The organism is Aureimonas phyllosphaerae (assembly GCF_047943035.1).
Lineage (GTDB): Bacteria > Pseudomonadota > Alphaproteobacteria > Rhizobiales > Rhizobiaceae > Aureimonas > Aureimonas phyllosphaerae.
In genome coordinates this window covers 1,643,222-1,666,226 of the sequence record NZ_CP181348.1, presented here as the reverse complement: position 1 = coordinate 1,666,226, position 23,005 = coordinate 1,643,222, and the positions used below count along the sequence as shown (strand labels likewise).

The window sequence follows — 23,005 nt, the reverse complement described above, 5'->3', positions numbered from 1 at the left end:
CATGAGCGAGCTGCGCGGCGCCCTGATCGGCTGCGGCTTCTTTGCCCGCAACCAGATGCACGCCTGGGACGACATCCCGGGCCTGTCCATCGTCGCGATCTGCGACCGCGACGAGGCGCGGCTCGCCGAGATGGGCGAGGCGTTCGGCATCGCTCGGCGCTTCACCGATGCGGCGGAGATGCTGCGCGAGGTGCAGCCGGACTTCGTCGATATCGCCACCACCGCGCCGAGTCACCGGGCGCTGGTGGAACTCGCCGCCTCCATGAAGATCCCGGTGGTCTGCCAGAAGCCCATCGCGCCGACGATCGACGACGCGCGGGCGATGGTGGACGCCTGCGAAGCCGCCGGCGTGCCGCTGATGATCCACGAGAACTTCCGCTGGCAGTCGCCGATCCAGGCCGTGCGGCGCGTTCTCGACAGCGGCGAGATCGGCGCACCGTTCTTCGGCCGCGTGTCGTTCCGCTCAGCCTTCGACGTCTATGCGGGCCAGCCGTATCTCGCCGAAGGCGAGCGCTTCATCATCGAGGATCTCGGCATCCATGCCCTCGACATCGCGCGCTTCCTGTTCGGCGACGTCGCCCGGATCACGGCACGCACCGCCCGCGTCAATCCTCGCATCCGCGGCGAGGACGTCGCGACGATGCTCCTCGACCACGAGGCGGGCCTCCCGTCGGTGGTGGACTGTTCCTATGCTACGAAACTCGAAACCGAGCGCTTTCCCCAGACCCTCGTCGAGGTCGACGGTGCGGCGGGCTCGATCCGCCTCGACGAGGGCTACCGCCTGACGGTGACGGGCCCGAGCGGTACGCGGCACGAGGACGTCTCGCCGGAGCTCCTCCCCTGGGCCTCGCGCCCCTGGCACAACATCCAGGAGAGCGTTGCCCTGATCCAGCGCCACTGGGTCGAGACGCTTCACGCGGGTGCCGAGCCCGCGACGTCGGGCCGCGACAACCTGAAGACCTTCGCCCTCGTCGAGGCCGCCTATCGCAGCGCCGCGAGCGGCGCGACGCTCGACCCGTCCGAGGTCTGACGATGGCGGACGCGCTGAAGCTCTTCGGAACGTGCGATCCGGTCGCCCCAGTCCGGCGCCTTCAGGCGGGACGGCTCACGGCGGATCTCGTGTCGGGCAACCTGCGCGCCGTGTCCTTCGCCGGCATCGAGGTCCTGCGCTCGATCGCCTATGTCGTGCGCGACCGGGACTGGGGAACCTACGATCCGCCGATCCTCGATCTCGACGTCGAGGACGCCGACGACCGCTTCACGGTCCGCTACCGGGCGGAGGTTTCGGGGCCGGGTGGCACCCGCCTCGCCTATGCCGCCGAAATCGAGGGCCGCGCGGACGGAACGCTCCGCTTTGCCGTCGAGGCCGTGCCGCAGGGCGATTTCGAGACCAACCGCTGCGGCTTCTGCGTTCTCCACCCGATCGAGGGCGTCGCGGGAACGCCGGTCGAGGTCGAGCACACCGACGGCACGCGCGAGGTCTCGCGGTTTCCAGACGCGATCGAGCCGTGGCAGCCGTTCCAGGACCTCCGCGCCCTAGCTCATCATCCGGCGCCCGGCCTTCGCGCGACGTGCCGAATGGAGGGTGACGCCTTCGAGATGGAGGACCAGCGCGCCTGGTCGGATGCCTCGTACAAGACCTATGTCCGCCCCCTCGCCCGGCCCTGGCCCTATCGGATGGCGGATGGGGCCGCGAACCGGCAGGTCGTGACGCTGACGATCGACGCCTCGCATGACGCCGTCCCGGCGTCGCCCGCGCCGACCGGCGGGCCGGTCGAGGTGCGGCTCGGCGCCCCGCTCGGCGAGACGATGCCGCGCTTCGGCTTGGGCGTCGCGCCCGAGGAGACCGCCGACATCCTCGCCCGGCCGGACAGGCTGGCGCGCCTCGCCCCGGCTTTCCTGCTGTTTCACTTCGATCCGCTCGCCGGCCACGGCTCAGACGCGCTGGAGGCGTTCGCCCGCATCGCCGCGCTCGTGCCGAAGGTGGAGCCCGTCCTCGAACTCATGGTGCCCGGAGAGGGCGACACGGCGGGCGAACTCGACCAGGCCGCGCGCCGTGTGCGCGCCGCCGGCTTCCGGCCGCAGACGCTCGTCGTCGGCCCCGCGGCCGACCGGCGCTCGACGCCGCCGGGCAGTGCCTGGCCGGCATGCCCGCCGCTGGACGAGGTCTACCGCGCCGCCCGCGCCGCCTTTCCGGGCCTGCGGCTTGGCGGCGGCATGCTGTCCTATTTCACCGAGCTGAACCGCAAGCGCGTGCCGCTCGGCGAGCTTGATTTCGTCACCCACGCGACCAACCCGATCGTCCACGCCGCGGACGACCTGTCGGTGATGCAGACGCTGGAGGCGATCCCGTTCATCACGCGCTCGACCCGCGCCTTCGTCGGGGACAAGCCCTATCGGCTCGGGCCGACCACGATCGGCATGCGCCAGAACCCCTACGGTTCGCGCACCATGCCGAACCCGGACGGGCGGCGCATTCCAATGGCAGACGACGATCCGCGGGCGCGCGGCCTCTTCGGCGCCGCCTTCATGATCGGCTATGCCGCACGCCTTCAGGGCGCCGGCATCGAAGCCTGGACCGGGACGAGCCTTGCGGGCCCGCGCGGGCTGCTGCTGGCGGACGGCGGCGTGGTGCCGGCCTTCCACGCGGCCAGGGGTCTTGCGGCCGTCAGTGGCGCCGCGCGGCTGGACCTTGTATCGACGCGGCGCGACAGGGTCGACGGCTTTGCCGCGCTGCGCACGGATGGCAGCCGCGAGATCTGGCTCGCCAATCTCGGCCCCGAGGACGGGGACGTCGTGCTGGACGGGTTCGGGTTGGAGGTCGCGGCATCGATCTTGGATGAGACATCCTTCGAGACGGCAAGCCGAGGCGAGATGCCGCCGCCCGAGCCCGTCGGCACGGGCCTTCGCCTGCCGCCTTACGCGGTCGTGCGCCTCGTCTCGCCTCAGGCGCCCTGATGACGGTAGAGGTCGCGCGAGCGCTCGAGGTGGCGGACCATGGCGCCTTCCGCGGCCTCTGGGTCGCGCCCGGCGATGGCCTCGACGATCTCCTCGTGCTCGAGAAGGGTGACGTTCTCCTTGCCGCTCCAGATCAGGAGTTCGGTGTGGTACTGCCGCAGCCAGCCCAGCATGGATTCGGCCACCGCTTCGAAGATCGGGTTGCCGGGGATCGCGGCGATGCGCGCGTGGAAGCGCATGTCGGTGCGGATGAAGCGCTCGGGATCGCCGAGCGCGCCGCGCTGCTCGGCGAGAAGCGCGCCCAGCGCCTCGACGTCGGCATCGCCTGCCCGCTCCGCCGCCTGCCGGACGATGCCGCGCTCGAAGAAGATGCGCGCCTCCTTCAGATGGTCGAGCGCGCCGGGCGAGGTGGTCAGCATGATCTCGGCCGCGCGGTCGACCTGCCCGAACAGGGAGCGCGGGGTAAGGCTGAGGACCTTGGCCCGCTCGCCGTGCGAGATCGCGACGAGCCCCAGCCCGTTCAGCGCCTGCATCGCCTCGCGGATCGCCGGCCGGCCGACGCCGAAGCGCTCCATCAGTTCACGCTCGGACGGCATCTGGTCGCCGGTCTTCAGTTCGCCCGTCGTGATCATCGACTTGAGGCGCTCGTAGACCTCGTCGGACAGCTTGCGGCGGACGATCGGCTCGCTCGGCTGGACCATGGCTGACGCTCCCCACACATCCGTCCGCCCGAAGCGGCCGCGCAAAACTGGTATGCCGATGATACCAGATCTCGCGAGCCGTCGCGTGGTTTCCTTTCCGAACAGGCTTTTCTGCCCATGAGCGACGACATCGTCCTGACCTACCGGATCGAGACACCCGGCAGCGTCGAGAAGCTGGCCGAGAAGATTGCGAGCGACCAGTCCACAGGCACCTTCGTGCCGCTGCCCGGCGAGACGCCGGAGCTGAAAGCCCGCGTCGCCGCCCGCGTTCTCGCCGTGCGCCCGCTCGAGCCGGTCGAGGAACCCGCCTTCGGTCGCTCGCACGACGATCTGGCCGCGCCCCGCTCGTTCCGCTGCAGCGAGGCCGACATCGCCTTTCCGATGGAGGCGATCGGCACGGATCTCGCCGCGCTGATGACCATCGCCATCGGCGGCGTCTTTTCGATCAAGGGCTTCAGCGGCATCCGCGTGACGGACATCCGGCTGCCGCCGGCCTTCGGCGAGGCCTGGCCGGGGCCGCAGTTCGGCATCGAGGGATCGAAGCGGCTGACCGGCGTGTCCGGGCGCCCGATCATCGGCACGATCGTAAAGCCGGCGCTCGGCCTGCGCCCGCCGGAAAGCGCCGCGATGGTCAAGGAACTCGTGGAGGCGGACGTCGACTTCATCAAGGACGACGAGAAGCTGATGAGCCCAGCCTATTCGCCGCTCGCCGAGCGCGTGAAGGCGATCATGCCGGTGGTGCTCGACCACGAGCAGCGGACCGGCAAGAAGGTCATGGTCGCGTTCGGGATCACCGCCACCGACCCCGACGAGATGATGCGCAACCACGACCTCGTGCTGGCGGCGGGCGGCAACGCGGCGATCGTCAACATCAACTCGATCGGCATGGGCGCCATGGCCTTCCTGCGCCGCCGGTCCGGGCTGGTGCTGCACGCGCACCGCAACGGCTGGGACATTCTCACGCGCCACCCTTCGCTCGGGCTGGACTTTCGCGTCTACCAGACGTTCTGGCGGCTTCTCGGCGTCGACCAGTTCCAGATCAACGGGATCGCGGCGAAATACTGGGAGCCGGACGCCTCGTTCCTGCACTCCTATCATGCCCTTCGCCGTCCGCTGTTTCGCGACGACGACCGACCGCTGCCGGTCGTCGGCTCCGGCCAGTGGGGCGGACAGGCACCGGCGACCTACGCCGCGGTCGGCTCGACCGACCTTCTCTACCTCTGCGGCGGCGGCGTCGTCAGCCATCCGATGGGTCCGGCCGCCGGCGTGCGCGCCGTGCGCCAGGCCTGGGAGGCGGCGGTCGCGGGTGTCGATCTCGATGCCTACGCCGCCGACCATCCGGAACTTGCCGCCTCGATCCGGGCCTTCGGCGGGCCGGACGCCAAGGGAGCCTGACGCGATGACGACGCCGCTGATCGCCTTCTACGGCGACGACCTCACCGGATCGACCGACGTGATGGAATCGCTGGCGATGCGCGGGATCGAGACCGTGCTCTTCACCGACCTGCCGACCGATGCGCAGCTCGCCCGCTTTCCGGACGCGAGAGCCATCGGCGTTGCCGGCACCAGTCGCAGCGAGACGCCGGACTGGATGGACGCGAACCTGCCGGGCGTCTTCGAGTGGCTCAAGGCGCGCGGCGCCGCGATCACCCACTACAAGATCTGCTCGACCTTCGATTCCAGCCCCGCCATCGGCTCGATCGGTCGAGCCGCCGAGATAGGGCGTGCCGTCTTCGGCGGCCGGCCGGTGCCCCTCGTCGTCGGCGCGCCGCAGCTGAAGCGCTGGACCGCATTCGCAAACCTCTTCGCCGCCTACCGCGGCGAGACGTTCCGGATCGACCGCCATCCCGTGATGAGCCGGCACCCGGTGACGCCGATGCGGGAGGCCGACCTTCGCCGGCATCTGACGGAGCAGACGCCGCTTCCTGTCGCCCTCCTCGATGCCGTGGCGCTTCTGGCGGGCGACGCCGATATCAGGCTCGACGCGATCCTCCGCGACGATCCGGGCCTCGTCCTCATCGATGTCCTCGACGCCGCGACGCAGGCTGCAGCGGGCCGCCAGCTGGAGCGACTGGCGGAGGCCGGCTGCCGCTTCGCGATCGGCTCGTCGGGCGTCGAATACGCTTTGGCCGCCCACTGGATGACGACCGGCCGCCTTGCCGAACCAGCCGCCTTCGCGCCCCTGCCGCCGGCCGATCGCATCGCGGTCGTCTCCGGCAGCTGCTCCCCGACCACCGAGCGCCAGATCCGGCATGCGGGCGACAACGGCTTCGAGCCGATCGCCTTCGATCCGCGTGCCTTCGTATCCGGCGATACGTCGGCGATCGAAAAGGTGGAGGCGCGCGCCGCGGATGCCTTGAGCGCCGGCCGCTCGGTGATCGTCCACACCGCGATGGGGCCGGACAGCGACCTAGGGCCGGAACTGTCGGGCACGGAGGGCGCGCGTCATGCGATCGGGCGTGGCCTTGGACGCCTGCAGGCGGGTCTCGTGCGCAGGCTGGGCCTGCGCCGCGCGGTGATCGCAGGCGGCGACACCTCGAGCCATGCCCTGCGCCAGCTCGGCGTTCACGCACTCACGACCCGCCTGCCGCTGCCCGACACGCCGGGCTCGCCGGTGGCGCTCGCGCATAGCGACGATCCCGCCTTCGACGGTCTGGAGATCGCGCTGAAGGGCGGACAGGTCGGCGGCGACAACTACTTCTCGCGCATCCGCGATGGAGTTTAGAATCGTTCGAAGAGAACAACGGGGTGCGCGCAGTAAAAGCTGACACGTGACGTCTTGTTTCAACGAGCGGCGAAGAGTACTCAGCCGGGCATCAACCTGATCCCCATATAGGACGACCTCCCGTGGCTCTCCCGAAACAGCTCCTTGCCGCCTCGTTCCTGCTTGTGGGCCTCGGACTGACGAACGGAAGCGCGCATGCGGAGCCGACGCAGTATCCGCTGACGATCGAGAATTGCGGCGAGGCCGTCACGGTCGAGAAGGCGCCGCAGCGGGCGATCGGCCTCGGGCAGAACAGCGCGGAGATCATGCTCCTCCTCGGCCTCGAGGACCGCATGGCCGGCACCGCCTTCTGGCCGAGCAAGGTCCTGCCGCAGCTCGCCGAGGCCAATGTCAAGGTGAAGCTCCTGGCGGTGGAGTTCCCGACCTTCGAATCGATCCTCGCCGAGAACCCCGATTTCGTCGCGGCCGCCCTGCCGACGCTGCTCGGACCGGAGAGCAAGGTCGCCAAGCGCGAGGACTTCGAAAAGGTCGGCGTCCCCTCCCACCTCTCGCCCTCGACCTGCCTCGAGCGCAAGGAGGGCACCGACGCCTACGGTGCCCGCGCGAACCTGTGGAACATGGACCTCCTCTACGAGGAGATCGAGGAACTTGCGCAGATCTTCGACGTGCAGGACCGCGGCGCAGCCCTCATCGCCGACTTCAAGGCGCGCGAGGCGGCCCTCCGGGCGTCCGCGCCCGCCGAGGACGGGCGCAAGCTCACTTACGTGTTCTGGTTCTCCAGCCCGTCGCCGACCGCCGACGCCTATCTCGGCGGCCGCAACGGCGCGTCCGGCTTCATCGCCGATCTCCTCGGCGGCACCAACGCCATCCAGACCGAAGCGGAATGGCCGACGCTCGGCTGGGAGAGCATCATCGCCGCCGATCCCGACGTGATCGTCGTCGCCGGCCTCGACCGCAACCGCTGGGAACTCGACAAGCCGGAGGCCAAGATCGCGTTCCTCAACTCCGATCCCGCGACCAGCCAGATGAAGGCGGTCCGCAACAAGGCGATCGTCGTGATGGACGGACAGGCGATGAACCCGACGATCCGCACGATCTACGGGGCGGAACAGGTGGCCGAGCAGCTGAAGGCCCTCGGTCTGCGCAAGTGACGGTCCTGTCCGGCGCGCTTGGCCGCGGCGCCCTGCCCGCCACGCTCGTCCTTGCCGCGCTCGCCGTGATCGCACTGGCGGTGGGCGTCAGCGTCGGGATCGGCGATCTTCCCATTCCCCTGACGACGACGCTTGCGGCGCTGACGAACCGCCTCGGCTGGACCGCGGTCGAGATCAGCCGCATCCACGAGACGGTGATCTGGGACTATCGCCTCAGCCGCGCGCTGGTCGCCGCCTTCTGCGGCGCGGGCCTCGCCCTGTCGGGCGCCATCATGCAGGCGCTTTTGCGCAACCCTCTGGCCGAGCCCTACGTCCTCGGCATCTCCGCCGGCGCATCGACCGGGGCCGTTGCGGTGGTGATCCTCGGCCTCGGATCGGGCGCCGTGTCCCTGTCGGCGGGCGCCTTTCTCGGCGCCTTCGCCGCATTCCTGTTCGTGGCTCTCCTGTCCGGCGGCACGCGCGGCGGGGCGGATCGGACGATCCTCGCGGGCGTCGCCGCCTCGCAGCTCTTCAACGCGGCGACGTCCTACGTCGTCACCACATCCGGCAACGCGCAGCAGGCGCGCGACGTGATGTTCTGGCTCCTCGGAAGCTTCGGGGGCGTGCGCTGGCCCGAATTCGCGCTGGTGTCGGTCGTGGTCGGCGCGGGCCTCGTCGCCTGCCTCCTGCACTCGCGGGTCCTCGACGCCTTCGCCTTCGGCGACGAGGCAGCCGCCGCGATGGGCGTGCATGTCGGACGCACGCGCCTTGTCCTCTTCTCGCTGATCGCGGTGATGACCGCGACGATCGTCAGCATGGTCGGCTCGATCGGGTTCGTCGGGCTCGTCGTCCCCCATGCCGCCCGCTTCCTCGTCGGGCCGCTGCATGTCCGTCTGCTGCCGGCCTGCGCGCTGATCGGCGCGGTCTTCATGGTGCTCGCCGACATCGCCTCGCGCGTCCTGATCCCGCAGCAGGTCCTGCCGATCGGTGTCGTCACAGCGCTGGTCGGCGTACCCTTCTTCTCGGTCATCCTCTATCGCCTGCAACGGCCCGCATGAGCATCGTCGCCGACCATCTCACCTGGCGGATCGGCGGGCGGACCGTCGTGGACGGCGTCTCCCTGGCGGCCGAGCCCGGCAAGGTGCTGGGACTGCTCGGACCCAACGGTTCAGGCAAGACATCTCTTCTGCGCCTTCTCGCCGGCCTTCGGCGCCCGCACCAGGGCACCGTCCGGCTCGACGGCGCCGACATCGCGCGGCTCGGACGGCGCTCGCTCGCCAGGCGCGTCGCCTTCGTCGAGCAGTATGCGGCCACCAGCGCCGACCTCAAGGTGATCGACGTCGTGCGGCTCGGCCGCTTTCCGCACCGCTCGCCCTTCTCGGGCTGGACCGGCGCGGATGAGGCGGCGCTGGACGAGGCGCTGCGGCGGGCCGGACTCTCGTCGAAGCGCCACGAGCGCTGGCATGCCCTGTCCGGCGGCGAGCGCCAGCGCACCCATATCGCGCGCGCCCTTGCCCAGACGCCGACCGAGCTTCTCCTCGACGAGCCGACGAACCACCTCGACATCCAGCACCAGATCAGTCTCCTGCAACTCGTCTCCAGCCTGTCGATGACCTGCATCGTCTCGCTGCACGACCTCAACCATGCGGCGATGTTCTGCGACCGGTTGCTGATCCTCGATCGCGGTCGTGTGGTCGCCGACGGCACGCCGGACGAGGTGCTGACGGAAAGTCTTCTGCGCGAGGTCTTCGCGGTCGAGGCGCGCGTCGAGACCTCGCCGCATCACGCCCGCCCGCACATCCATTTCCTTCCGCACGGCACCGTTCGACGCGATGACGGGCAGACGCCGCGGTCGCTCAGCCCGGCGCGAAGTGCGGTGTGACGCCCTGCCAGGAAGCGGATGGTCGCTCCGCATCGTCCGACAGCGCGGCGCCGTCGATCTCCACCCGGTTCCGGCCGAGCCGCTTGGCGCGGTAGAGCGCGGCATCGGCACAGGCGAGAAGCGCCTCTCGGCCTTCGCTCCTTCGCGGCGAGGCATGCGCCACGCCGACGCTGGTGCTGACCGCGATACGCTCGCCGCGCCAGTCGATCACGGCATCAGCCAACCGTATGCGCACCGTCTCGGCGAGGTCCCCCGCTCGGCCACCGCCATGGGGGAGGAACACGACGAACTCCTCGCCGCCGAGCCGCGCGAGGATTTCGCCGGGCTCAAGGCACGCTTCCACGATGCGCGACAGGCGCGTCAGCACGACATCGCCCCCGGCATGGCCGAAGCGGTCGTTGATCGACTTGAAGTGGTCGAGATCGAGAAGGAGCATCGCCGCGCCCTCGGGCACGAAATCGGGCACCGCATCGCGAAATCCGTGGCGGTTGAGAACGCCGGTGAGCGCGTCCGTCACCGAACGCCGGCGCTCGGTTTCCTCGCCGCGCTCGCGCACGAAGGACACGACGAGCGCGGCGATCGAGAAGTTCAGCATCATCGTCACGGCGAACCCGATCGCGATCGAGCCGGGCGAACTGAAGCCGAGCGCGATCAACGGGAACTGGATGCCGTAGACCAGCCCGCAGGCGCCGAGCGCGAAGGCGAGCGGCGCGCGCGAGGCGAGCCGCTCGCGCCGGCCGCCCCGGATCAGCGAGACGGCCGATGCCAGTCCGGCCAAGGCCGCCACCGCGTGGAAGGCGGAGGCGCGCAGGGTGTTGTCGTCGAAGACGGGGGTCAGGAGGCCTACGGCGAGGACCACGGGAGACGCCGCCAGGAGCCAGAGCGTACGCCCGGCGGGGCGGTCGAGCCGGCGGATGCCGCAATAGATCAGCGTATAGGCGAAGACCCCGAGGGCGAGGCTGCTGCTGCGCCACGTCTCGGCGCTGATCGCACCGAACTCGCCGAGCCCAGCGAGAAAGGCGCCGAGCGCGAGAAGGAGGTACCCGACCGCGAGGGCGCCGACGCCGCGCGGGCGCCCGCCGCCGAGCCACGGCAGGAGAAGCCCGCCGGCTCCTGCCAGCAGCGAGGTCTTGTGCAGAACCAGGACGGTTCCGAGGTCGAGTGCCGTCATGACGCGCCCTGAACCGCGCGGGTCATGGCTCGCGCGGCTGGATGGTGGTCCGGTGATTCGGTCCCGGACCCTAGCGGCGGCGCGCTAATCTTTCGTTGCCTCTAGGGAAGCTCGACGAGCGGCGCCGTCAGAGGGCGCAGCCGTCGAGCGTCGCGGCGGTCTGAATCAAGGCGAGATGGCTGAGGCCCTGCGGCATGTTGCCGAGATAGGCGAGCGTCTCGGGATCGACCATCTCCGCCAGGATGCCCGCCCCCCGATCTCCCAGTGCCGTGAGAACCTCGTCGAAGCGCAGGCGCGCCTCGTCGCGGTGGCCGAGGAGCGCCAGACCCTCGATGATCCAGAAGGTGCAGGCGAGAAAGCAGCCCTCGTGGTCCTCGACGCCGTGGTAGCGATAGTGGAACAGGCCCTTGCGCAGGCGCCGGTCGAGCGCGCGGAGCGTCTTTTCCAGCCGCTCGCGGCCGTCGAAACCGAAGCGGACGGCGAGCGCTAGCGAGGCGTCGAGGCCGCTCTCGCCGGGAACCATGACATAGGCCTGATCGCGCTCGGACCAGCAGTTGGCGTCCACCCATTCGGCGATCCGGTCGCGCGAGCGCGCCCAGCGCTCGCGGCAGGTCGAGGGGATGTGGCCGCCGTCGGCCAGTTCCACGGCGCGGGCGAGCGCCTGCCATGCGCTGATCTTCGACATCGTATAGTGGCGGCGCTCGGACAGTTCCCAGATGCCTGAGTCCGGCTGGCGCCAGGTCTCCGCGCACCGGTCGGCGACGCCCGCCAGGACAGAGGCGCTGCGCGGATCGAGGACATGCCCGCCCGCGACGAAGCGCGCGGCGGTCTCGAAGATGTCGCCGTAGATGCCGTGCTGGTGCTGTCCCGCCGCCTGATTGCCGCGTCGAACGGGACGGCTGCCGCGATAACCCGGCAGGTCGATCACGGTCTCCTCGGCCGGCAGGCGCTCGCCTTCCAGCGTGTAGCAGACGAGCGCGCCATGCTCGGCCAGCCGCTTGATCAACCAGGTGAACGCACCCTTGGCCTCCGCCATCGCGCCGATACGCAGGAAGGCCTTGATCGTGTAGGACGCGTCGCGCACCCAGGCGTAGCGGTAGTCGTAGTTCTTTTCGCCGCCGATGCCTTCGGGCAGCGACGTCGTGGCGGCTGCGGCGATCGCGCCGGTCGGCGAGTAGAGAAGGAGCTTCAGCGCCAGCGCGCTGCGCATCACCTCGGCGCGATACGATCCCTCGAAGCGCACGCCGTTCGCCCACTGGCGCCACTCGTTGTCGGTCACGTCGATGCGGGCGCTGATCCGCTCGGGGTCCTCGACCACCAGCGGCTCGTCCTCGCCGGCCACGATCGCGACGATCTCGCGCGCCCCGGCCCCGACGGTGACGTGGCCCCGGATCTCGCTGTCGCCCTCCTCCTCGATCTGCACACCGTCGCTCACGCGCAGGAGCCCGATCACCGATCCGGCGTGGAAGGTGGTAGCATTGGCGTTGGTGTAGAGGAACGGGCAGATCGTGTCGGCCTGCGTGCCGAAGACGAGGCGCATCTCGAAGGTGACCTCGCCTTCGAGCCCCTCGATCCGGCGCGCCAGTTCGCACCAGGGCAGGCGTCCGCCCGACCCGCTGTTCAGCGCCTCCACGAGGCGCGCGCGCCCGCGCGGCGTCTCGAAGACCGTCTCGAGGACGTTGGAGTCCGGCCGGTAGGCGCGTTGCGACGTGAACTCGCCGACCGGGGTCAGCGAAAAGAACCCGCCGCTTTTCTCGTCGAGGACGCGATCCAGCATCGGGGCCGAGTTCATGTTCGGCACGCACCACCAGTCGATCGAGCCGTCGGTCCCGACGAGGGCGACGCTGCGACCGTCGCCGAGCGCGCTGTAGTTTTCGAGCGGCAGGGGGCCCGGCCGCCCGGGCCTCACGACGCCGGGGTCTTCGGCCGGCTTCACCCGGTTCAGCATGGGACCTCCGGTCGATCGAACGAGATACAGGAACGCGCCGCAGGCGTTGGCACATGGGTCATCCCCGCACGAATGCTTCGGCGGCCACATAAGATCCTGCGGCACACGCGCGCATGCGAGGCCAGGGCAAGAATGATTGCCGCGCCCGGACGTAACGACGACTTGCCTTTTTGGTCCGGCGAGGGCATATCGGAATGGTCGAAAGATGGCCGGACGCTTGGGCCTTGCGCCGTTGGCGCAGTGCCGGTTCTCCCGTTTCATCGCGATACTCGAAACTGGAGCGCGCCGGAAGGCCGCCGACGAACGCTTGCGTAGAAAGGTGCCCCATGGCTACGGGAACCGTGAAATGGTTTAACTCCGACAAGGGCTTCGGCTTCATCGCCCCCGATGACGGAGGTCAGGATGCCTTCGTGCACATCACGGCGGTGCAGCGCTCGGGCCTCGATGGCCTGACCGACGGCCAGAAGGTCAGCTTCGAGCTCGTGGCCGACCGCAAGACCGGCAAGCTCGCGGCGCAGAACCTCAAGGCTCTCTGAGCCCATCCGGGGTCCGGCCTTCCCGAACCGGGACGGGCCTTCCCGATCTCCCCGCCGATCCGTCGGCGGGCCTCCTTCGAAAGGCAAGCTTCGAGCAAGCTCGATCCGCTAGACCTTCTCCCGTCTTCCCGCTTCGACCACGGATGCACTGGCGAAACGGGGCGACGACCGACATGAGCGAACCCTGCGCCGATCCGGCTGCAGGGTTTTTTCTTGTCCGACTACGGAGGTTGCCTGACGAACTCGTGATCGCACTTGCGCCTGCAAGTTGTTCGCAGCGGTCTGGTGAACACGCCATGAAAAGCGCTCACATTCCTCTGACTAACTGCCTCCGACCCCGCAACAGAACTATGCAAGCCTTCCTTTCAAACGATACAATACCAGTATATCGCTGATAATCGTCGAAAACCGTGGTTTTCCCACGGCTTGTCGACAGAACACGACTGGACAAACCGTCACAAATCCTGTGCTGTCCGGCCATGCGCCAAGCTCTCCGGCGCGCCGACACTCTGGGAGGAATCATGTCGACGATTTGGAAGGGGCTTCTCGCCTCGATCGCCGTTCTGGCTGCCGCATCCGCCGCGTCCGCGCAGGCGGACTACCCGACGCAGCCGATCACGATCGTGGTGCCGTTCTCCGCTGGCGGTCCGACCGACACCGTGACGCGCCTGATCGCGCAGACCATGACGAGCGAGCTCGGCCAGCAGGTGCTGGTGCAGAACGTCGGCGGCGCGGGCGGCACGCTCGGCGCCGGTCAGGTGGCCCAAGCCAAGCCAGACGGCTATACGCTCCTCCTCCACCATATCGGCATGTCGACGGCGCCCACCCTCTACCGCCAGCTCGCCTTCGACCCGCTCAAGGCCTTCGCGCCGATCGGTCAGGTGACCTCGGTGCCGATGACCATCGTCGCCCGCAAGGACCTCGAGCCATCGGACGCCGCCGGTCTCATCACCTACCTCAAAGAAAACGGCGCGGACACGACCTACGCCCATGCCGGCATCGGCTCCGCATCGCACCTGTGCGGCATGCTCCTGCAGGAAGCGCTCGGCGTCCAGATGATCACCGTGCCCTACCAGGGCGCCGCCCCGGCGATGACCGACATCGTGGGCGGTCAGGTCGACGTCCTGTGCGACCAGACCACCAACACCACCAACCAGATCAAGGCCGGCGAAGTGAAGGCCTACGCCGTGACGACGCCCGAGCGCGTCGCCTCGCTCCCCGATCTTCCGACCACGAAGGAAGTCGGCCTCGACAAGATGCAGATCGGCGTCTGGCACGGGCTCTACGCGCCGGCCGGCACCGATCCCGCCATCATCGCCAAGCTCGAGGGCGCCCTGCAGAAGGCGCTGGCCAACGACACCGTCAAGGCGCGCTTCGCCGAACTCGGCACCGCGCCGGTCTCGGCCGCGGAGGCGACCCCGGACTCGCTGAAGGCGCAGCTGACCTCGCAGATCGAGCTCTGGCGTCCGATCATCCAGGCGGCCGGCACCTACGCCGACTGACCGGCCTTCCACGGCTCACAGACAGTGCCGTCCGGCCGGGGTTCGCCCCGGCCGGCTCGTCCGATCGTATCCGTCCGGGGGGACCATTTCATGCAAGCAACCGAAGGCGCGAAATCGCGCCGTGATCTTCTGGCGGGCCTGATCTTCATGGCCATCGCCGCGGGCTTCGCATATGAGGCCTCGAAGTACGACATGGGCCGGGCGATCCGCATGGGACCCGGCTTCATCCCGATGACGCTCGCGATCCTGCTCGCGATCTTCGGCGCGATGATCGCTTTCGGCGGCCTGCGCAAGGACGAGCGGATCGAGAAGACCCCGATCCCCTGGAAGGGCATCGTCCTGATCCTTGCCGCTCTCGTGATCTTCGGCGAGTTCGGTTCGCTCCTCGGCCTCGTGCCGGTCGTCTTCATCGGCACCGCGATCGTGGCGCTCGCCTCCGCGAAGAACTCGATCGTCTCGTCGCTGACAATCGCGGTCTGCATGTCGACTTTGTGCTGGCTGGTCTTCAAGGTCGGCCTCGGCATCACCCTGCCGACCTTCGGCCCCCTTCTCACCCTCTCCTGAGGCGCGGACACGATGGATCTTCTGGCCAATCTCGCGCTCGGCTTCGAAACGGCGCTCACCCCGATCAACATCTTCTGGTGCTTCGTCGGCGTGCTGCTGGGCACGCTGGTCGGCGTCCTGCCCGGCATCGGGCCGACGGCGACGATCGCGATGCTCCTGCCGATCACCTTCTCCTTCTCGCCCGTCACCGCCCTCATCATGCTCTCGGGCATCTACTACGGCGCCCAGTACGGCGGCTCGACGACCGCGATCCTCATCAACCTGCCGGGTGAGAGCTCATCGGCGGTGACCGCGATCGACGGCTACCAGATGGCGAGGAAAGGACGGGCCGGCACCGCGCTCGCCACGGCCGCGCTCGGCTCCTTCTTCGCCGGCTCGGTGGCGACGCTGCTGCTGGCCATCGCCGCCCCGCCGCTGGCGCGCGTCGCCCTCCAGTTCGGCGCGCCCGAATACTTCGCGCTCATCGTACTCGGCCTTCTCGTCTCGATCTCGCTCGCCCACGGCTCGATCATCAAGGCGCTCGCCATGATCTGCCTCGGGCTGCTGCTCGGCACCGTCGGACAGGACATCTACACCGGCACGCCGCGCTTCACCTTCGGTCAGCTCGAGCTCTACCAGGGCGTCAACTTCGTCTCGATCGCCGTCGGCGTCTTCGGCGTCGCGGAAATCTTCCGCAACCTCGAGAACGAGACGACGCGCGAGATCGGCGTGAAGAAGGTGGCCGGCCTCTGGCTGACCAAGGACGATTTCAAGCGCATCATCGGACCGGTGGTGCGCGGCACGGCGCTCGGCTCGATCCTCGGCGTCCTGCCGGGCGGCGGGCACGTCCTCTCCTCCTTCGCCTCCTATTCGATGGAGAAGAACCTCGCGTCCAACAAGGCCGAGTTCGGCCATGGTGCGATCCAGGGCGTTGCGGGCCCGGAAAGCGCCAACAATGCGGCCGCGCAGACGTCGTTCATCCCCCTCCTGACGCTCGGCATCCCCGCGCATCCCGTGATGGCGCTGATCGTCGGCGCCTTCATCCTGCAGGGCATCACGCCCGGCCCCAACGTCATCAACACGCAGCCGGCGCTCTTCTGGGGCATTATCGCCTCAATGTGGATCGGCAACGTGCTCCTCGTCATCCTCAACCTGCCGCTCATCGGCATCTGGGTGAAGATGCTGACGATCCCCTACCGCATCCTCTTCCCCGCGATCGTACTGTTTGCCGCGATCGGCTGCTACTCGATCAACAACAATCCGTTCGACGTCTATGCGATCGGACTGTTCGGGGTGCTCGGCTACGTGCTGATCCGCCTCGGCTGCGAGCCAGCACCGCTGCTTCTCGGCTTCGTGCTCGGACCGCTTCTGGAAGAGCACCTGAGGCGGGCCATGATCATCTCGCGGGGCAACGCCATGGTGTTCCTGGAGCGCCCGATTTCGGCAACGCTCCTGGCGCTGGGCCTCGCCTGCGTCGTCTTCGCGCTCCTCCCGTCGATCCGGAACAAGCGCAAGGAAGTCTTCGTCGAGGACGACTGAGCCGAGGCTTGACGGAACGCGCTTGCGCCCGACCCTTGACGTCATGGGTATCGAGATCGAGCGCAAGTTCCTCCTGGCCGGCGACGCCTGGCGCCGCCATGCCGACGCGGGCACACGGGTCCGGCAGTTCTACCTCGCCATCCGCGAGGGGCTCACCGTCCGGGTCCGGCTGCGCGAGGGGCGAAAGCCGATGATCACCATCAAGACCGGCGCGGGCGACGCCCGCGGCGAGTACGAATACGAAGTCCCCGAAGCCGACGCGCGCGAGCTCGAAGCCGCCCGCGTCGGCTTCGTCGTCGAAAAGCGCCGCCATCTCGTGCCGCTCGGCGACTTGACGGTCGAGGTGGACGTCTTCGAGGGGGCGCTTTCGCCCCTCGTCATGGCCGAGATCGAGCTTCCGGCCGCCGGACATGCCGTGGACCTGCCGGACTGGATCGGCCGGGAGGTCACCGACGACCCCCGCTACACCAACGCCGCCATGGCGCTGAACGGCCGACCGGACGGCGACGCGCCGCAGCGTTGACGCCGGGTCCCCTTCCCGCCGTCATGCGCTAGATGCTCGGCCGTGCCCTGCCGGCCGCCGAGGAGACCATGGCCTACCGCATCGACCCCCGAGCCCCCGTCGACGCCGCGATCCGGCGCGCCGCCCAGGAACAGATCGACAAGGCGATCCGTGACCTGTCCGGGGGCGAGGACGGACGGCACGAGGCCGTGCACGAGGCGCGCAAGCGGCTGAAGAAGCTGCGCGGGCTCGTGCGCCTCCTGCGCGAGGCCGATCCCGATTTCGCAAAGGCCGAGAACGCGCGCTACCGCGATGCCGGGCGCACGCTCTCGGCCGTGCGCGACCGGACGGCACTGATCGAGGCGCTCGACGGGCTGGAGGCGCGATTTTCGGGCGAGGTCGCCAGTTCCTCCTTCGACGTGGTGCGCACCGCGCTGGAGTTGAAGCGGCAGGCGGCGATCGAGGCGGAGGGAAGCGCGGCCGACAGCGCCGCGGAGGCGCTGAAGGGTCTGAAGGAGGGCCGCGCGCGGCTGGACGGCCTCGTCTTCGGCCGGCGCGCGGCGCGCAACCGCGAACGCATCGTCGCCGGCATCGAGGCGAACTACCGGCGCGGGCGGCGCGATCTCAAGGCGGCGCTTGCCAGCGGCCATGCCGAGGACTTCCACGACCTGCGCAAGCGCATCAAGTATCTCGGCATGCACCTCAAGCTTCTGGAAGACCTGTGGCCCTCCGTGCTGTCGCCGCTGCGCGAGGAGGCGGATCGCGCTGCCGACGCGCTCGGCCGCGACCACGACTACGCCGTGCTCCATGCCGAAATGCTGGCCGATCCGCGCTCCTTCGGGGCCCGTGCCGATCTCGACGTCGTGCTGGCGCTGCTCGATCGCCATCAGGCGGAACTGCGCGCGCAGGCCGCCGAGACCTGCGGGCGCCTTCTGGCCGAGCGACCGGACGCTTTTGCCGCGCGCATATCGCGGCTCTGGACGCTGGCCGCCGAGGCGCCCGACCCTGCCGCGCCGCCGGAGCCGGTTCCGGCCTGAAGCGCCGTGCGGTCCGTCATCGCAGGGTCCGGGGACGGTCTGCGAGGGCTTGCCAAGCCGGCCCCGGCTGCGGCAAGCCGGCGGGCATGACGCCACCCATGCGCCCCGCCCGATGACACGACACAGGGACCGCCCGCCCGCTCGGCCCGGCAGCCGGACGAATGCGCCTCCGGCTGCCGCCATCGACCGCGGCCATGGGATCGCGCGCGTCCTCTCCAAGCTCGGCTACTGCTCGCGGTCGCAAGGCGAGGCTCTGGTGCGCGAGGGCCGGGTGCGGGTCGACGGCCGCGTTGTCCGCGACCCCGAGCATCGCACGCTTGCCTCCGCCGTCCGCATCGAGGTGGACGGCCGGCCCGTGGCGGCCGAGACACCTGTCACGCTGATGCTGAACAAGCCACGCGGCCTCGTGACGACGCGCGACGATCCGCAGGGGCGCGAGACGATCTATCGCTGCCTCGAAGGTCTCGACCTGCCCCATGTCTCGCCGGTCGGCCGGCTCGACAAGGCGAGTGAGGGCCTGCTGCTTCTCACCAACGACACGGCCTTCGCGCAGCGCCTCCTCGATCCCGCCTCGCACGTGCCGAAGACCTACCACGTGCAGATCGACCGGCCGGTGGACGACGGGCTGCTGTCGGGCATCCGTGCCGGCGTCGAGGATCGGGGCGAGCATCTCGCGGTCCGCTCGGTTCGGCTGCTGCGCGAGGGCGAGCGCACGGCCTGGCTGGAGATCGTGCTCGACGAGGGCCGCAACCGTCACATCCGCCGGCTTCTCGCCGCGCTAGGCACTGACACGCTGCGGCTCGTGCGCGTGTCGATCGGCGCGCTCGCGCTCGGCGACCTGCCGAAGGGCGCCGTCCGCCCGCTGACGCCGGACGAGCGCGCGCGTCTGGAGCGCGCGCCTTGACGCTGTCCCTCTCGCCCGCGGAGGCCCGGCGGATCGCGCTCGGTGCGCAAGGCTTCGCCCGCCCCCGGCCGGAGCGAGCGGGCACGCTCCACGTGCGCCGCAATCTCGACCGGCTGGCGCTCCATCAGATCGACAGCGTCAACGTCCTCTCGCGCGCCCACTACCTGCCGGCCTTCTCGCGCCTCGGCGTTTACGACACCGCGGTTCTCGACCGCGACGCCTGGAGCCGCGTGTCGGAGCGGCGCGTTTTCGAATACTGGGCGCACGAGGCCTCGCTCGTTCCGCTCGACCTTCATCCGGCGCTGCGCTGGCGCATGGCGCGCGCCGACCGGGGCGAGGCTGGCTATTCCGGCATGCGCGCCTTTGCGGGCGCGCGCCGTGCGGAGGCGATGGCGCTCCTCGCCCGCATCCGCGACGAGGGGCCGCTCGGCGCATCCGATGTCGAGACGGGGCGGACCGGCTGGTGGGAATGGTCCGAGCCAAAGCGCATGCTGGAATGGCTCTTCTACGCCGGCCACGTGACGACACTGACGCGCCGGCGCGGCTTCGAGCGGGTCTACGACCTGCCGGAACGGGTGATTCCCTCGAGCGTCCTCGCCCTGCCCGCTCTCGACGAGCGCGAGGCGCACCGGGTCCTCGTGGAGCGCTCGGCCCGCGCGCTCGGGATCGCAACGCTCGGGGAAATCAAAGACTACTTCCGCCTCGGCGGCCCGGAGACGCAACGCGCCGTCGCCGATCTCGTGGAAGCCGGGACGCTGGTCCCGGCCACCGTGCCGGGCTGGCCGAAGGCCTTCCTCCATGCGGAGGCCGGCACGCCCCGCCGCATCGCCGCCTCGGCCCTCCTCGCGCCGTTCGACCCTCTGGTCTGGGAGCGCGCACGCGCCGAGCGCCTCTTCGGCTTCCGCTACCGCATCGAGATCTACGTGCCGGCCGCCCAGCGCCAGCACGGCTACTACGTGCTGCCCTTCCTCCACGCCGGACGCCTCGCCGCGCGCGTCGACCTCAAGGCCGACCGCGCGCGATCCCGCCTCCTCGTGCCCGCCCTTCACCTCGAACCCGACGCGCCGCCCGACACGCGCGAGGCGCTGGAAGCGGAACTGCGGCTCCTGGCGAACTGGCTGGGGCTGTCGGACGTCCGGCACGGGGGCGGCTAAGCCGCAGCCATCGCTGCCGTGCGATGACCGCTCTCCGGCAGTCGTTCAAGCGCCCGCCCTGGAGCGTGCCGGCGATGATCCGGCGCTGGGGCCGCAAGGGGCGGTCAGTGCGTCAGCGCCAGCGGCTTCGAGATCGAACTGATGATCTGGTCGATCGCCCGGTTGATATCCGCGGGGCTCGACGCGTCGTAGTAGTCGCCGTCTCCGCTTACGCATTTCGCCATGTTGTTTTCGATGTACCAGTACAACCAGTCCCGGATCGCCGTGAATTTCGGGTTCGAGTCGCCGGCGGGGATCAGGTATTTGGTGTTGAGGGCGATGACCCGCACGCCCCGGGTCTTGAGCGGCGCGCACATGCCTGGATCGAAGGACTGGATCCGGCCGCCCCAGTCTCCGGCCGTAGGCTCGAAGTAGACGAAGTTGGGATCCCAGGTGATCCCGTCCCGATCCGGATACTCCATCTGTGTGTCCTCGGTGCCGTCGGTCATGACGACGACGATCGCCTTGGCTTTCAAACGGGTCAGCCCGTCACCCGGCGTTCCGATGATGCCCTGGAGTTGCTTGAACGCGACATGCGCGTTGGTGCCGCCTTCGCGCGTCGAAGGTCCGAGGTTCCCGATCGCCGCTTCCGCCTTGCTGGCGCTGTCGGTCAGCTCAAGAGGAGTGTTGAAAGAGGAATGGAACGTGTGCAGCGCCACCTGGTATCGCTTGTCCTCCCGCTGAAGAAGGCTGTTGGCGAGCTTCCCGACCGCGTCACGCACCACGTCGATGCGCATTCGGGCCCCGTTCTCGTGCGCCATCTGATAGGTCGACTTGGTCGGGTAGGCCGGATTGTTGCTCTTGAACTCCGACTGGAGGATGTGACAGCCGAAGGCGCAGCCGTTCGAGCCGACCCAGGAGCCGCCGCCGTTGAAGCGGCGGACCTGCATGTTGCGGATGATCTCCTGGTCGACGGCCGTCGCACCGATCCCCATCGACTGCGAGATGTCGACGAGCACATGGACGTTCACGTAGGGCGGAAGGGTCACGGACGCACCCGACGATCCTCCGACCTGAAACCGTTCGACGTCGAAGAGCTGCGCGAACACAGTCGGAACCGAGGCGTCGTAACGCGTTTCCGACGATACGACCTCGCCCTTGATCGTCACGGTCACGTCGGAACTGTTCAGGGAGGCGTCGACGATCCGAACCGCCTGTGCGGCGAGATAGGCCTTGCCTTCGCGCTCGCCCGCCGCGATCGCCTGCGCCTGGGTCTGGTTGCCGTCGTTGATGATCTCGACCGTCCTGCGGACCGCGGCCAAGGCGGCGCTGTCGATGGCCAGTTCCAGGCGCCGCTTCACCAGAACGGATTTTGCATAGTCCGTCGCAAGCCCGGTGAACCCCATGAGGGGAATGAGCGACAGCGCAAAGATCGTCGCGACGTTGCCGCGGATGTCCTTGCCGAAGGATGTCGGGCGCTTTTGCGTCATGGGCTCAACCCGGGCAGATGTTCGAACGGGGACCGCCGCCGGCCGAGGGCGACAGCGCGATGCGTTTGGCGTTTCGCGGCAGAAACCAGCTGGATTCGCTGAGCGTGGTGGTCAAGTTCCTGGCCACGCCGTCGAGGAAGCCAGCGGTGCCTTCAAGTTGCGGGACGTAGGGAAGCGCAGCCTGGACGAGGATGACGCTGCCGTCGCCGAAGAATTCGGTGGGGATGATCGCGTCGGTCGGGGGAAGTTTCTGCCCTTGGGAGATCGTGCCACAGGCGAGAGGGCTCTGACCGACGCTCCAGGCGACGCTCGCCTGGTACTGGCAGTCGGTCTGGCACGCGGCATCGCTTTTATCGAATGCGATGTTGGAGATCGTGACCGTGAGGGCGTCGCTCCAGACCGATCTGCCGAGCCGCCGCGCGACGGCGCCGGCTTCGGGCGCGATCAGGGGCGCCGCGCTCCAGATGCGCTGCACGTCGGACGCCTTGGCCGATGCCGGAAGCTGGGAGGCCATCTGGCCGACCATGCTGACAGCATGGACGATCTGATTGCTGGCATAGATGTAACGGCTGATCTCGAAGGTCCCAAGGAGCAGGACCAGCATGACCGGGAGGATGATCGCGAACTCGATGGCCGCGGTCCCGTCCTCCTCCCTGCGAAGGCGCACGAGTCGGACAAGAAGGCGCGGCCTCCTCATTGGCAAGGGCCCGTCTTCTTGGCTTCCACAGGTTCGTTGCGCCATGCCGCGTAGGACGTCAGCATGGTGACGCGCTCTCCGCCATAGGTGCTGAACATGCCGGCCGGCAGGATCTGGCCGACGATCGGACGCTGCGGGTAGGAGACCCGTAGGAACATGTACTGACCGGTCGCTCCGAGGCAGTACTGGCCGCTGGACTGGGAACCGACGGCCCGACGCTTCCAGGTGTCCGCATCGAAGGCTGGGGCGGAATCCGGCAGGATCCCGCCTTCCACGATCAGCCGGGAGCAGTCGAAGAACGGTCGGAGGGCGGGGCAGATGCGGTTCGTCTTGAACTTCTCGACGGTATCGTCCGACGCCCTCTGGGACACGCCGAGCATGATGGACCGGGACGCCGCGATCGTCGCATCGTCGAGCCGATGCTGAAGGAACAGGAGGTAGCCGACCTCGACGTGGCCGAGCAGAAGCGTCAGGAAGAGCGACCCGACAAGCGCAAATTCGACCGCCGCGGACCCGGTCTTGTCCTTCGCAAAACTGATGAGGCGGAGTTGCACGAGTTTCGAGCGCCGGAAGTGGATCACCGACTTTCGAGCTTACTGGGGAACCA

Annotated in this window: 20 protein-coding genes and 1 pseudogene; 15 read left to right on the top strand and 6 right to left on the bottom strand. The window is 69.0% G+C overall.

The window, feature by feature from the left end; genetic code table 11:
• Nucleotide 1: 1 nt before the first annotated feature.
• Complete coding sequence (locus tag ACLNGM_RS07755) at nt 2–1,030, top strand: Gfo/Idh/MocA family protein (protein WP_416357844.1); 1,029 nt, start codon at nt 2–4, stop codon at nt 1,028–1,030.
• A 2-nt stretch (nt 1,031–1,032) separates the two neighbouring features.
• Nucleotides 1,033–2,958, top strand: a complete 1,926-nt coding sequence (locus ACLNGM_RS07750; RefSeq protein WP_416357843.1) for a hypothetical protein — start codon at nt 1,033–1,035, stop codon at nt 2,956–2,958.
• On the opposite strand, the gene ACLNGM_RS07745 is transcribed toward ACLNGM_RS07750, so the two are convergent.
• Nucleotides 2,946–3,659 carry a transcriptional regulator NanR gene (locus ACLNGM_RS07745; RefSeq protein WP_416357842.1) on the bottom strand — a complete coding sequence of 238 codons (714 nt, stop codon included), beginning with the start codon at nt 3,657–3,659 and terminating at the stop codon, nt 2,946–2,948. The genes ACLNGM_RS07750 and ACLNGM_RS07745 overlap by 13 nt on opposite strands.
• A gap of 117 nt (nt 3,660–3,776) precedes the next feature.
• Between ACLNGM_RS07745 and oiaX the strand changes: the two genes are divergently transcribed.
• The 5 genes and pseudogenes from oiaX to ACLNGM_RS07720 form a co-directional block, all read left to right on the top strand.
• Complete coding sequence (gene oiaX / locus ACLNGM_RS07740; protein WP_416357841.1) at nt 3,777–5,054, top strand: 3-oxo-isoapionate-4-phosphate decarboxylase OiaX; 1,278 nt, start codon at nt 3,777–3,779, stop codon at nt 5,052–5,054.
• A gap of 4 nt (nt 5,055–5,058) precedes the next feature.
• Nucleotides 5,059–6,384, top strand: a complete 1,326-nt coding sequence (locus ACLNGM_RS07735; protein ID WP_416357840.1) for a four-carbon acid sugar kinase family protein — start codon at nt 5,059–5,061, stop codon at nt 6,382–6,384.
• A gap of 122 nt (nt 6,385–6,506) precedes the next feature.
• Nucleotides 6,507–7,535 (top strand): ABC transporter substrate-binding protein, encoded by a 1,029-nt coding sequence (locus ACLNGM_RS07730; RefSeq protein ID WP_416357839.1) that lies wholly within the window; start codon nt 6,507–6,509, stop codon nt 7,533–7,535.
• A 32-nt stretch (nt 7,536–7,567) separates the two neighbouring features.
• Complete coding sequence (locus ACLNGM_RS07725) at nt 7,568–8,572, top strand: FecCD family ABC transporter permease (protein WP_416358408.1); 1,005 nt, start codon at nt 7,568–7,570, stop codon at nt 8,570–8,572.
• Nucleotides 8,569–9,324, top strand: a pseudogene (locus tag ACLNGM_RS07720) (ABC transporter ATP-binding protein); the annotation flags it as partial. The gene ACLNGM_RS07725 and the pseudogene ACLNGM_RS07720, both read left to right, overlap by 4 nt.
• 46 nt (nt 9,325–9,370) lie before the next feature.
• Here the strand turns inward: ACLNGM_RS07720 and ACLNGM_RS07715 are convergent.
• Together ACLNGM_RS07715 and ACLNGM_RS07710 are read right to left on the bottom strand one after the other, a co-directional pair.
• Nucleotides 9,371–10,567 carry a diguanylate cyclase domain-containing protein gene (locus tag ACLNGM_RS07715; RefSeq protein ID WP_416357838.1) on the bottom strand — a complete coding sequence of 399 codons (1,197 nt, stop codon included), beginning with the start codon at nt 10,565–10,567 and terminating at the stop codon, nt 9,371–9,373.
• A gap of 127 nt (nt 10,568–10,694) precedes the next feature.
• On the bottom strand, nt 10,695–12,515 hold the full coding sequence (locus tag ACLNGM_RS07710; RefSeq protein ID WP_416357837.1) for a glycoside hydrolase family 15 protein: 1,821 nt from the start codon (nt 12,513–12,515) through the stop codon (nt 10,695–10,697).
• A 326-nt stretch (nt 12,516–12,841) separates the two neighbouring features.
• Between ACLNGM_RS07710 and ACLNGM_RS07705 the strand changes: the two genes are divergently transcribed.
• The 8 genes from ACLNGM_RS07705 to ACLNGM_RS07670 all read left to right on the top strand — a co-directional run bounded on the left by ACLNGM_RS07705 (nt 12,842) and on the right by ACLNGM_RS07670 (nt 20,232).
• A complete protein-coding gene (locus tag ACLNGM_RS07705; protein WP_055890979.1) occupies nt 12,842–13,051 on the top strand; it encodes a cold-shock protein in 210 nt (69 codons plus the stop codon).
• A 521-nt stretch (nt 13,052–13,572) separates the two neighbouring features.
• Nucleotides 13,573–14,553 (top strand): tripartite tricarboxylate transporter substrate-binding protein, encoded by a 981-nt coding sequence (locus ACLNGM_RS07700; protein WP_416357836.1) that lies wholly within the window; start codon nt 13,573–13,575, stop codon nt 14,551–14,553.
• 90 nt (nt 14,554–14,643) lie between these two features.
• On the top strand, nt 14,644–15,117 hold the full coding sequence (locus ACLNGM_RS07695; protein WP_416357835.1) for a tripartite tricarboxylate transporter TctB family protein: 474 nt from the start codon (nt 14,644–14,646) through the stop codon (nt 15,115–15,117).
• Nucleotides 15,118–15,129: 12 nt separating this feature from the next.
• Entirely contained in the window at nt 15,130–16,635 is a 1,506-nt protein-coding gene (locus ACLNGM_RS07690) for a tripartite tricarboxylate transporter permease (RefSeq protein WP_416357834.1), read from the top strand.
• A 22-nt stretch (nt 16,636–16,657) separates the two neighbouring features.
• Complete coding sequence (locus ACLNGM_RS07685) at nt 16,658–17,158, top strand: CYTH domain-containing protein (RefSeq protein ID WP_416357833.1); 501 nt, start codon at nt 16,658–16,660, stop codon at nt 17,156–17,158.
• 32 nt (nt 17,159–17,190) lie between these two features.
• Nucleotides 17,191–18,174 carry a CHAD domain-containing protein gene (locus ACLNGM_RS07680; protein ID WP_416357832.1) on the top strand — a complete coding sequence of 328 codons (984 nt, stop codon included), beginning with the start codon at nt 17,191–17,193 and terminating at the stop codon, nt 18,172–18,174.
• Nucleotides 18,175–18,286: 112 nt separating this feature from the next.
• Nucleotides 18,287–19,078 (top strand): pseudouridine synthase, encoded by a 792-nt coding sequence (locus ACLNGM_RS07675; RefSeq protein WP_416357831.1) that lies wholly within the window; start codon nt 18,287–18,289, stop codon nt 19,076–19,078.
• Nucleotides 19,075–20,232, top strand: coding sequence for a winged helix-turn-helix domain-containing protein (locus ACLNGM_RS07670; RefSeq protein WP_416357830.1), 1,158 nt, complete (start codon nt 19,075–19,077; stop codon nt 20,230–20,232). The genes ACLNGM_RS07675 and ACLNGM_RS07670 overlap by 4 nt, the downstream gene beginning before the upstream one ends.
• Nucleotides 20,233–20,336: 104 nt before the next feature.
• On the opposite strand, the gene ACLNGM_RS07665 is transcribed toward ACLNGM_RS07670, so the two are convergent.
• From ACLNGM_RS07665 to ACLNGM_RS07655, 3 genes are read right to left on the bottom strand one after another with little or no spacing between them, the layout of a single operon-like run.
• Nucleotides 20,337–21,701, bottom strand: coding sequence for a TadE/TadG family type IV pilus assembly protein (locus ACLNGM_RS07665; RefSeq protein ID WP_416357829.1), 1,365 nt, complete (start codon nt 21,699–21,701; stop codon nt 20,337–20,339).
• A 4-nt stretch (nt 21,702–21,705) separates the two neighbouring features.
• The gene (locus ACLNGM_RS07660) at nt 21,706–22,368 is read right to left on the bottom strand and encodes a TadE/TadG family type IV pilus assembly protein (RefSeq protein WP_416357828.1); all 663 of its coding nucleotides are present in this window, start codon (nt 22,366–22,368) and stop codon (nt 21,706–21,708) included.
• Nucleotides 22,369–22,394: 26 nt separating this feature from the next.
• Nucleotides 22,395–22,952 carry a TadE/TadG family type IV pilus assembly protein gene (locus ACLNGM_RS07655; protein ID WP_175526807.1) on the bottom strand — a complete coding sequence of 186 codons (558 nt, stop codon included), beginning with the start codon at nt 22,950–22,952 and terminating at the stop codon, nt 22,395–22,397.
• Nucleotides 22,953–23,005: the final 53 nt, after the last annotated feature.

Bases quoted from the DNA above. Each gene is read 5' to 3' on its own strand.
- ACLNGM_RS07755 (WP_416357844.1), top strand. From the start codon at position 2: ATGAGCGAGCTGCGCGGCGCCCTGATCGGCTGCGGCTTCTTTGCCCGC.
- ACLNGM_RS07750 (WP_416357843.1), top strand. From the start codon at position 1,033: ATGGCGGACGCGCTGAAGCTCTTCGGAACGTGCGATCCGGTCGCCCCA.
- ACLNGM_RS07745 (WP_416357842.1), bottom strand. From the start codon at position 3,659: ATGGTCCAGCCGAGCGAGCCGATCGTCCGCCGCAAGCTGTCCGACGAG.
- oiaX (WP_416357841.1), top strand. From the start codon at position 3,777: ATGAGCGACGACATCGTCCTGACCTACCGGATCGAGACACCCGGCAGC.
- ACLNGM_RS07735 (WP_416357840.1), top strand. From the start codon at position 5,059: ATGACGACGCCGCTGATCGCCTTCTACGGCGACGACCTCACCGGATCG.
- ACLNGM_RS07715 (WP_416357838.1), bottom strand. From the start codon at position 10,567: ATGACGGCACTCGACCTCGGAACCGTCCTGGTTCTGCACAAGACCTCG.
- ACLNGM_RS07710 (WP_416357837.1), bottom strand. From the start codon at position 12,515: ATGCTGAACCGGGTGAAGCCGGCCGAAGACCCCGGCGTCGTGAGGCCC.
- ACLNGM_RS07705 (WP_055890979.1), top strand. From the start codon at position 12,842: ATGGCTACGGGAACCGTGAAATGGTTTAACTCCGACAAGGGCTTCGGC.
- ACLNGM_RS07700 (WP_416357836.1), top strand. From the start codon at position 13,573: ATGTCGACGATTTGGAAGGGGCTTCTCGCCTCGATCGCCGTTCTGGCT.
- ACLNGM_RS07695 (WP_416357835.1), top strand. From the start codon at position 14,644: ATGCAAGCAACCGAAGGCGCGAAATCGCGCCGTGATCTTCTGGCGGGC.
- ACLNGM_RS07690 (WP_416357834.1), top strand. From the start codon at position 15,130: ATGGATCTTCTGGCCAATCTCGCGCTCGGCTTCGAAACGGCGCTCACC.
- ACLNGM_RS07680 (WP_416357832.1), top strand. From the start codon at position 17,191: ATGCTCGGCCGTGCCCTGCCGGCCGCCGAGGAGACCATGGCCTACCGC.
- ACLNGM_RS07675 (WP_416357831.1), top strand. From the start codon at position 18,287: ATGACACGACACAGGGACCGCCCGCCCGCTCGGCCCGGCAGCCGGACG.
- ACLNGM_RS07665 (WP_416357829.1), bottom strand. From the start codon at position 21,701: ATGACGCAAAAGCGCCCGACATCCTTCGGCAAGGACATCCGCGGCAAC.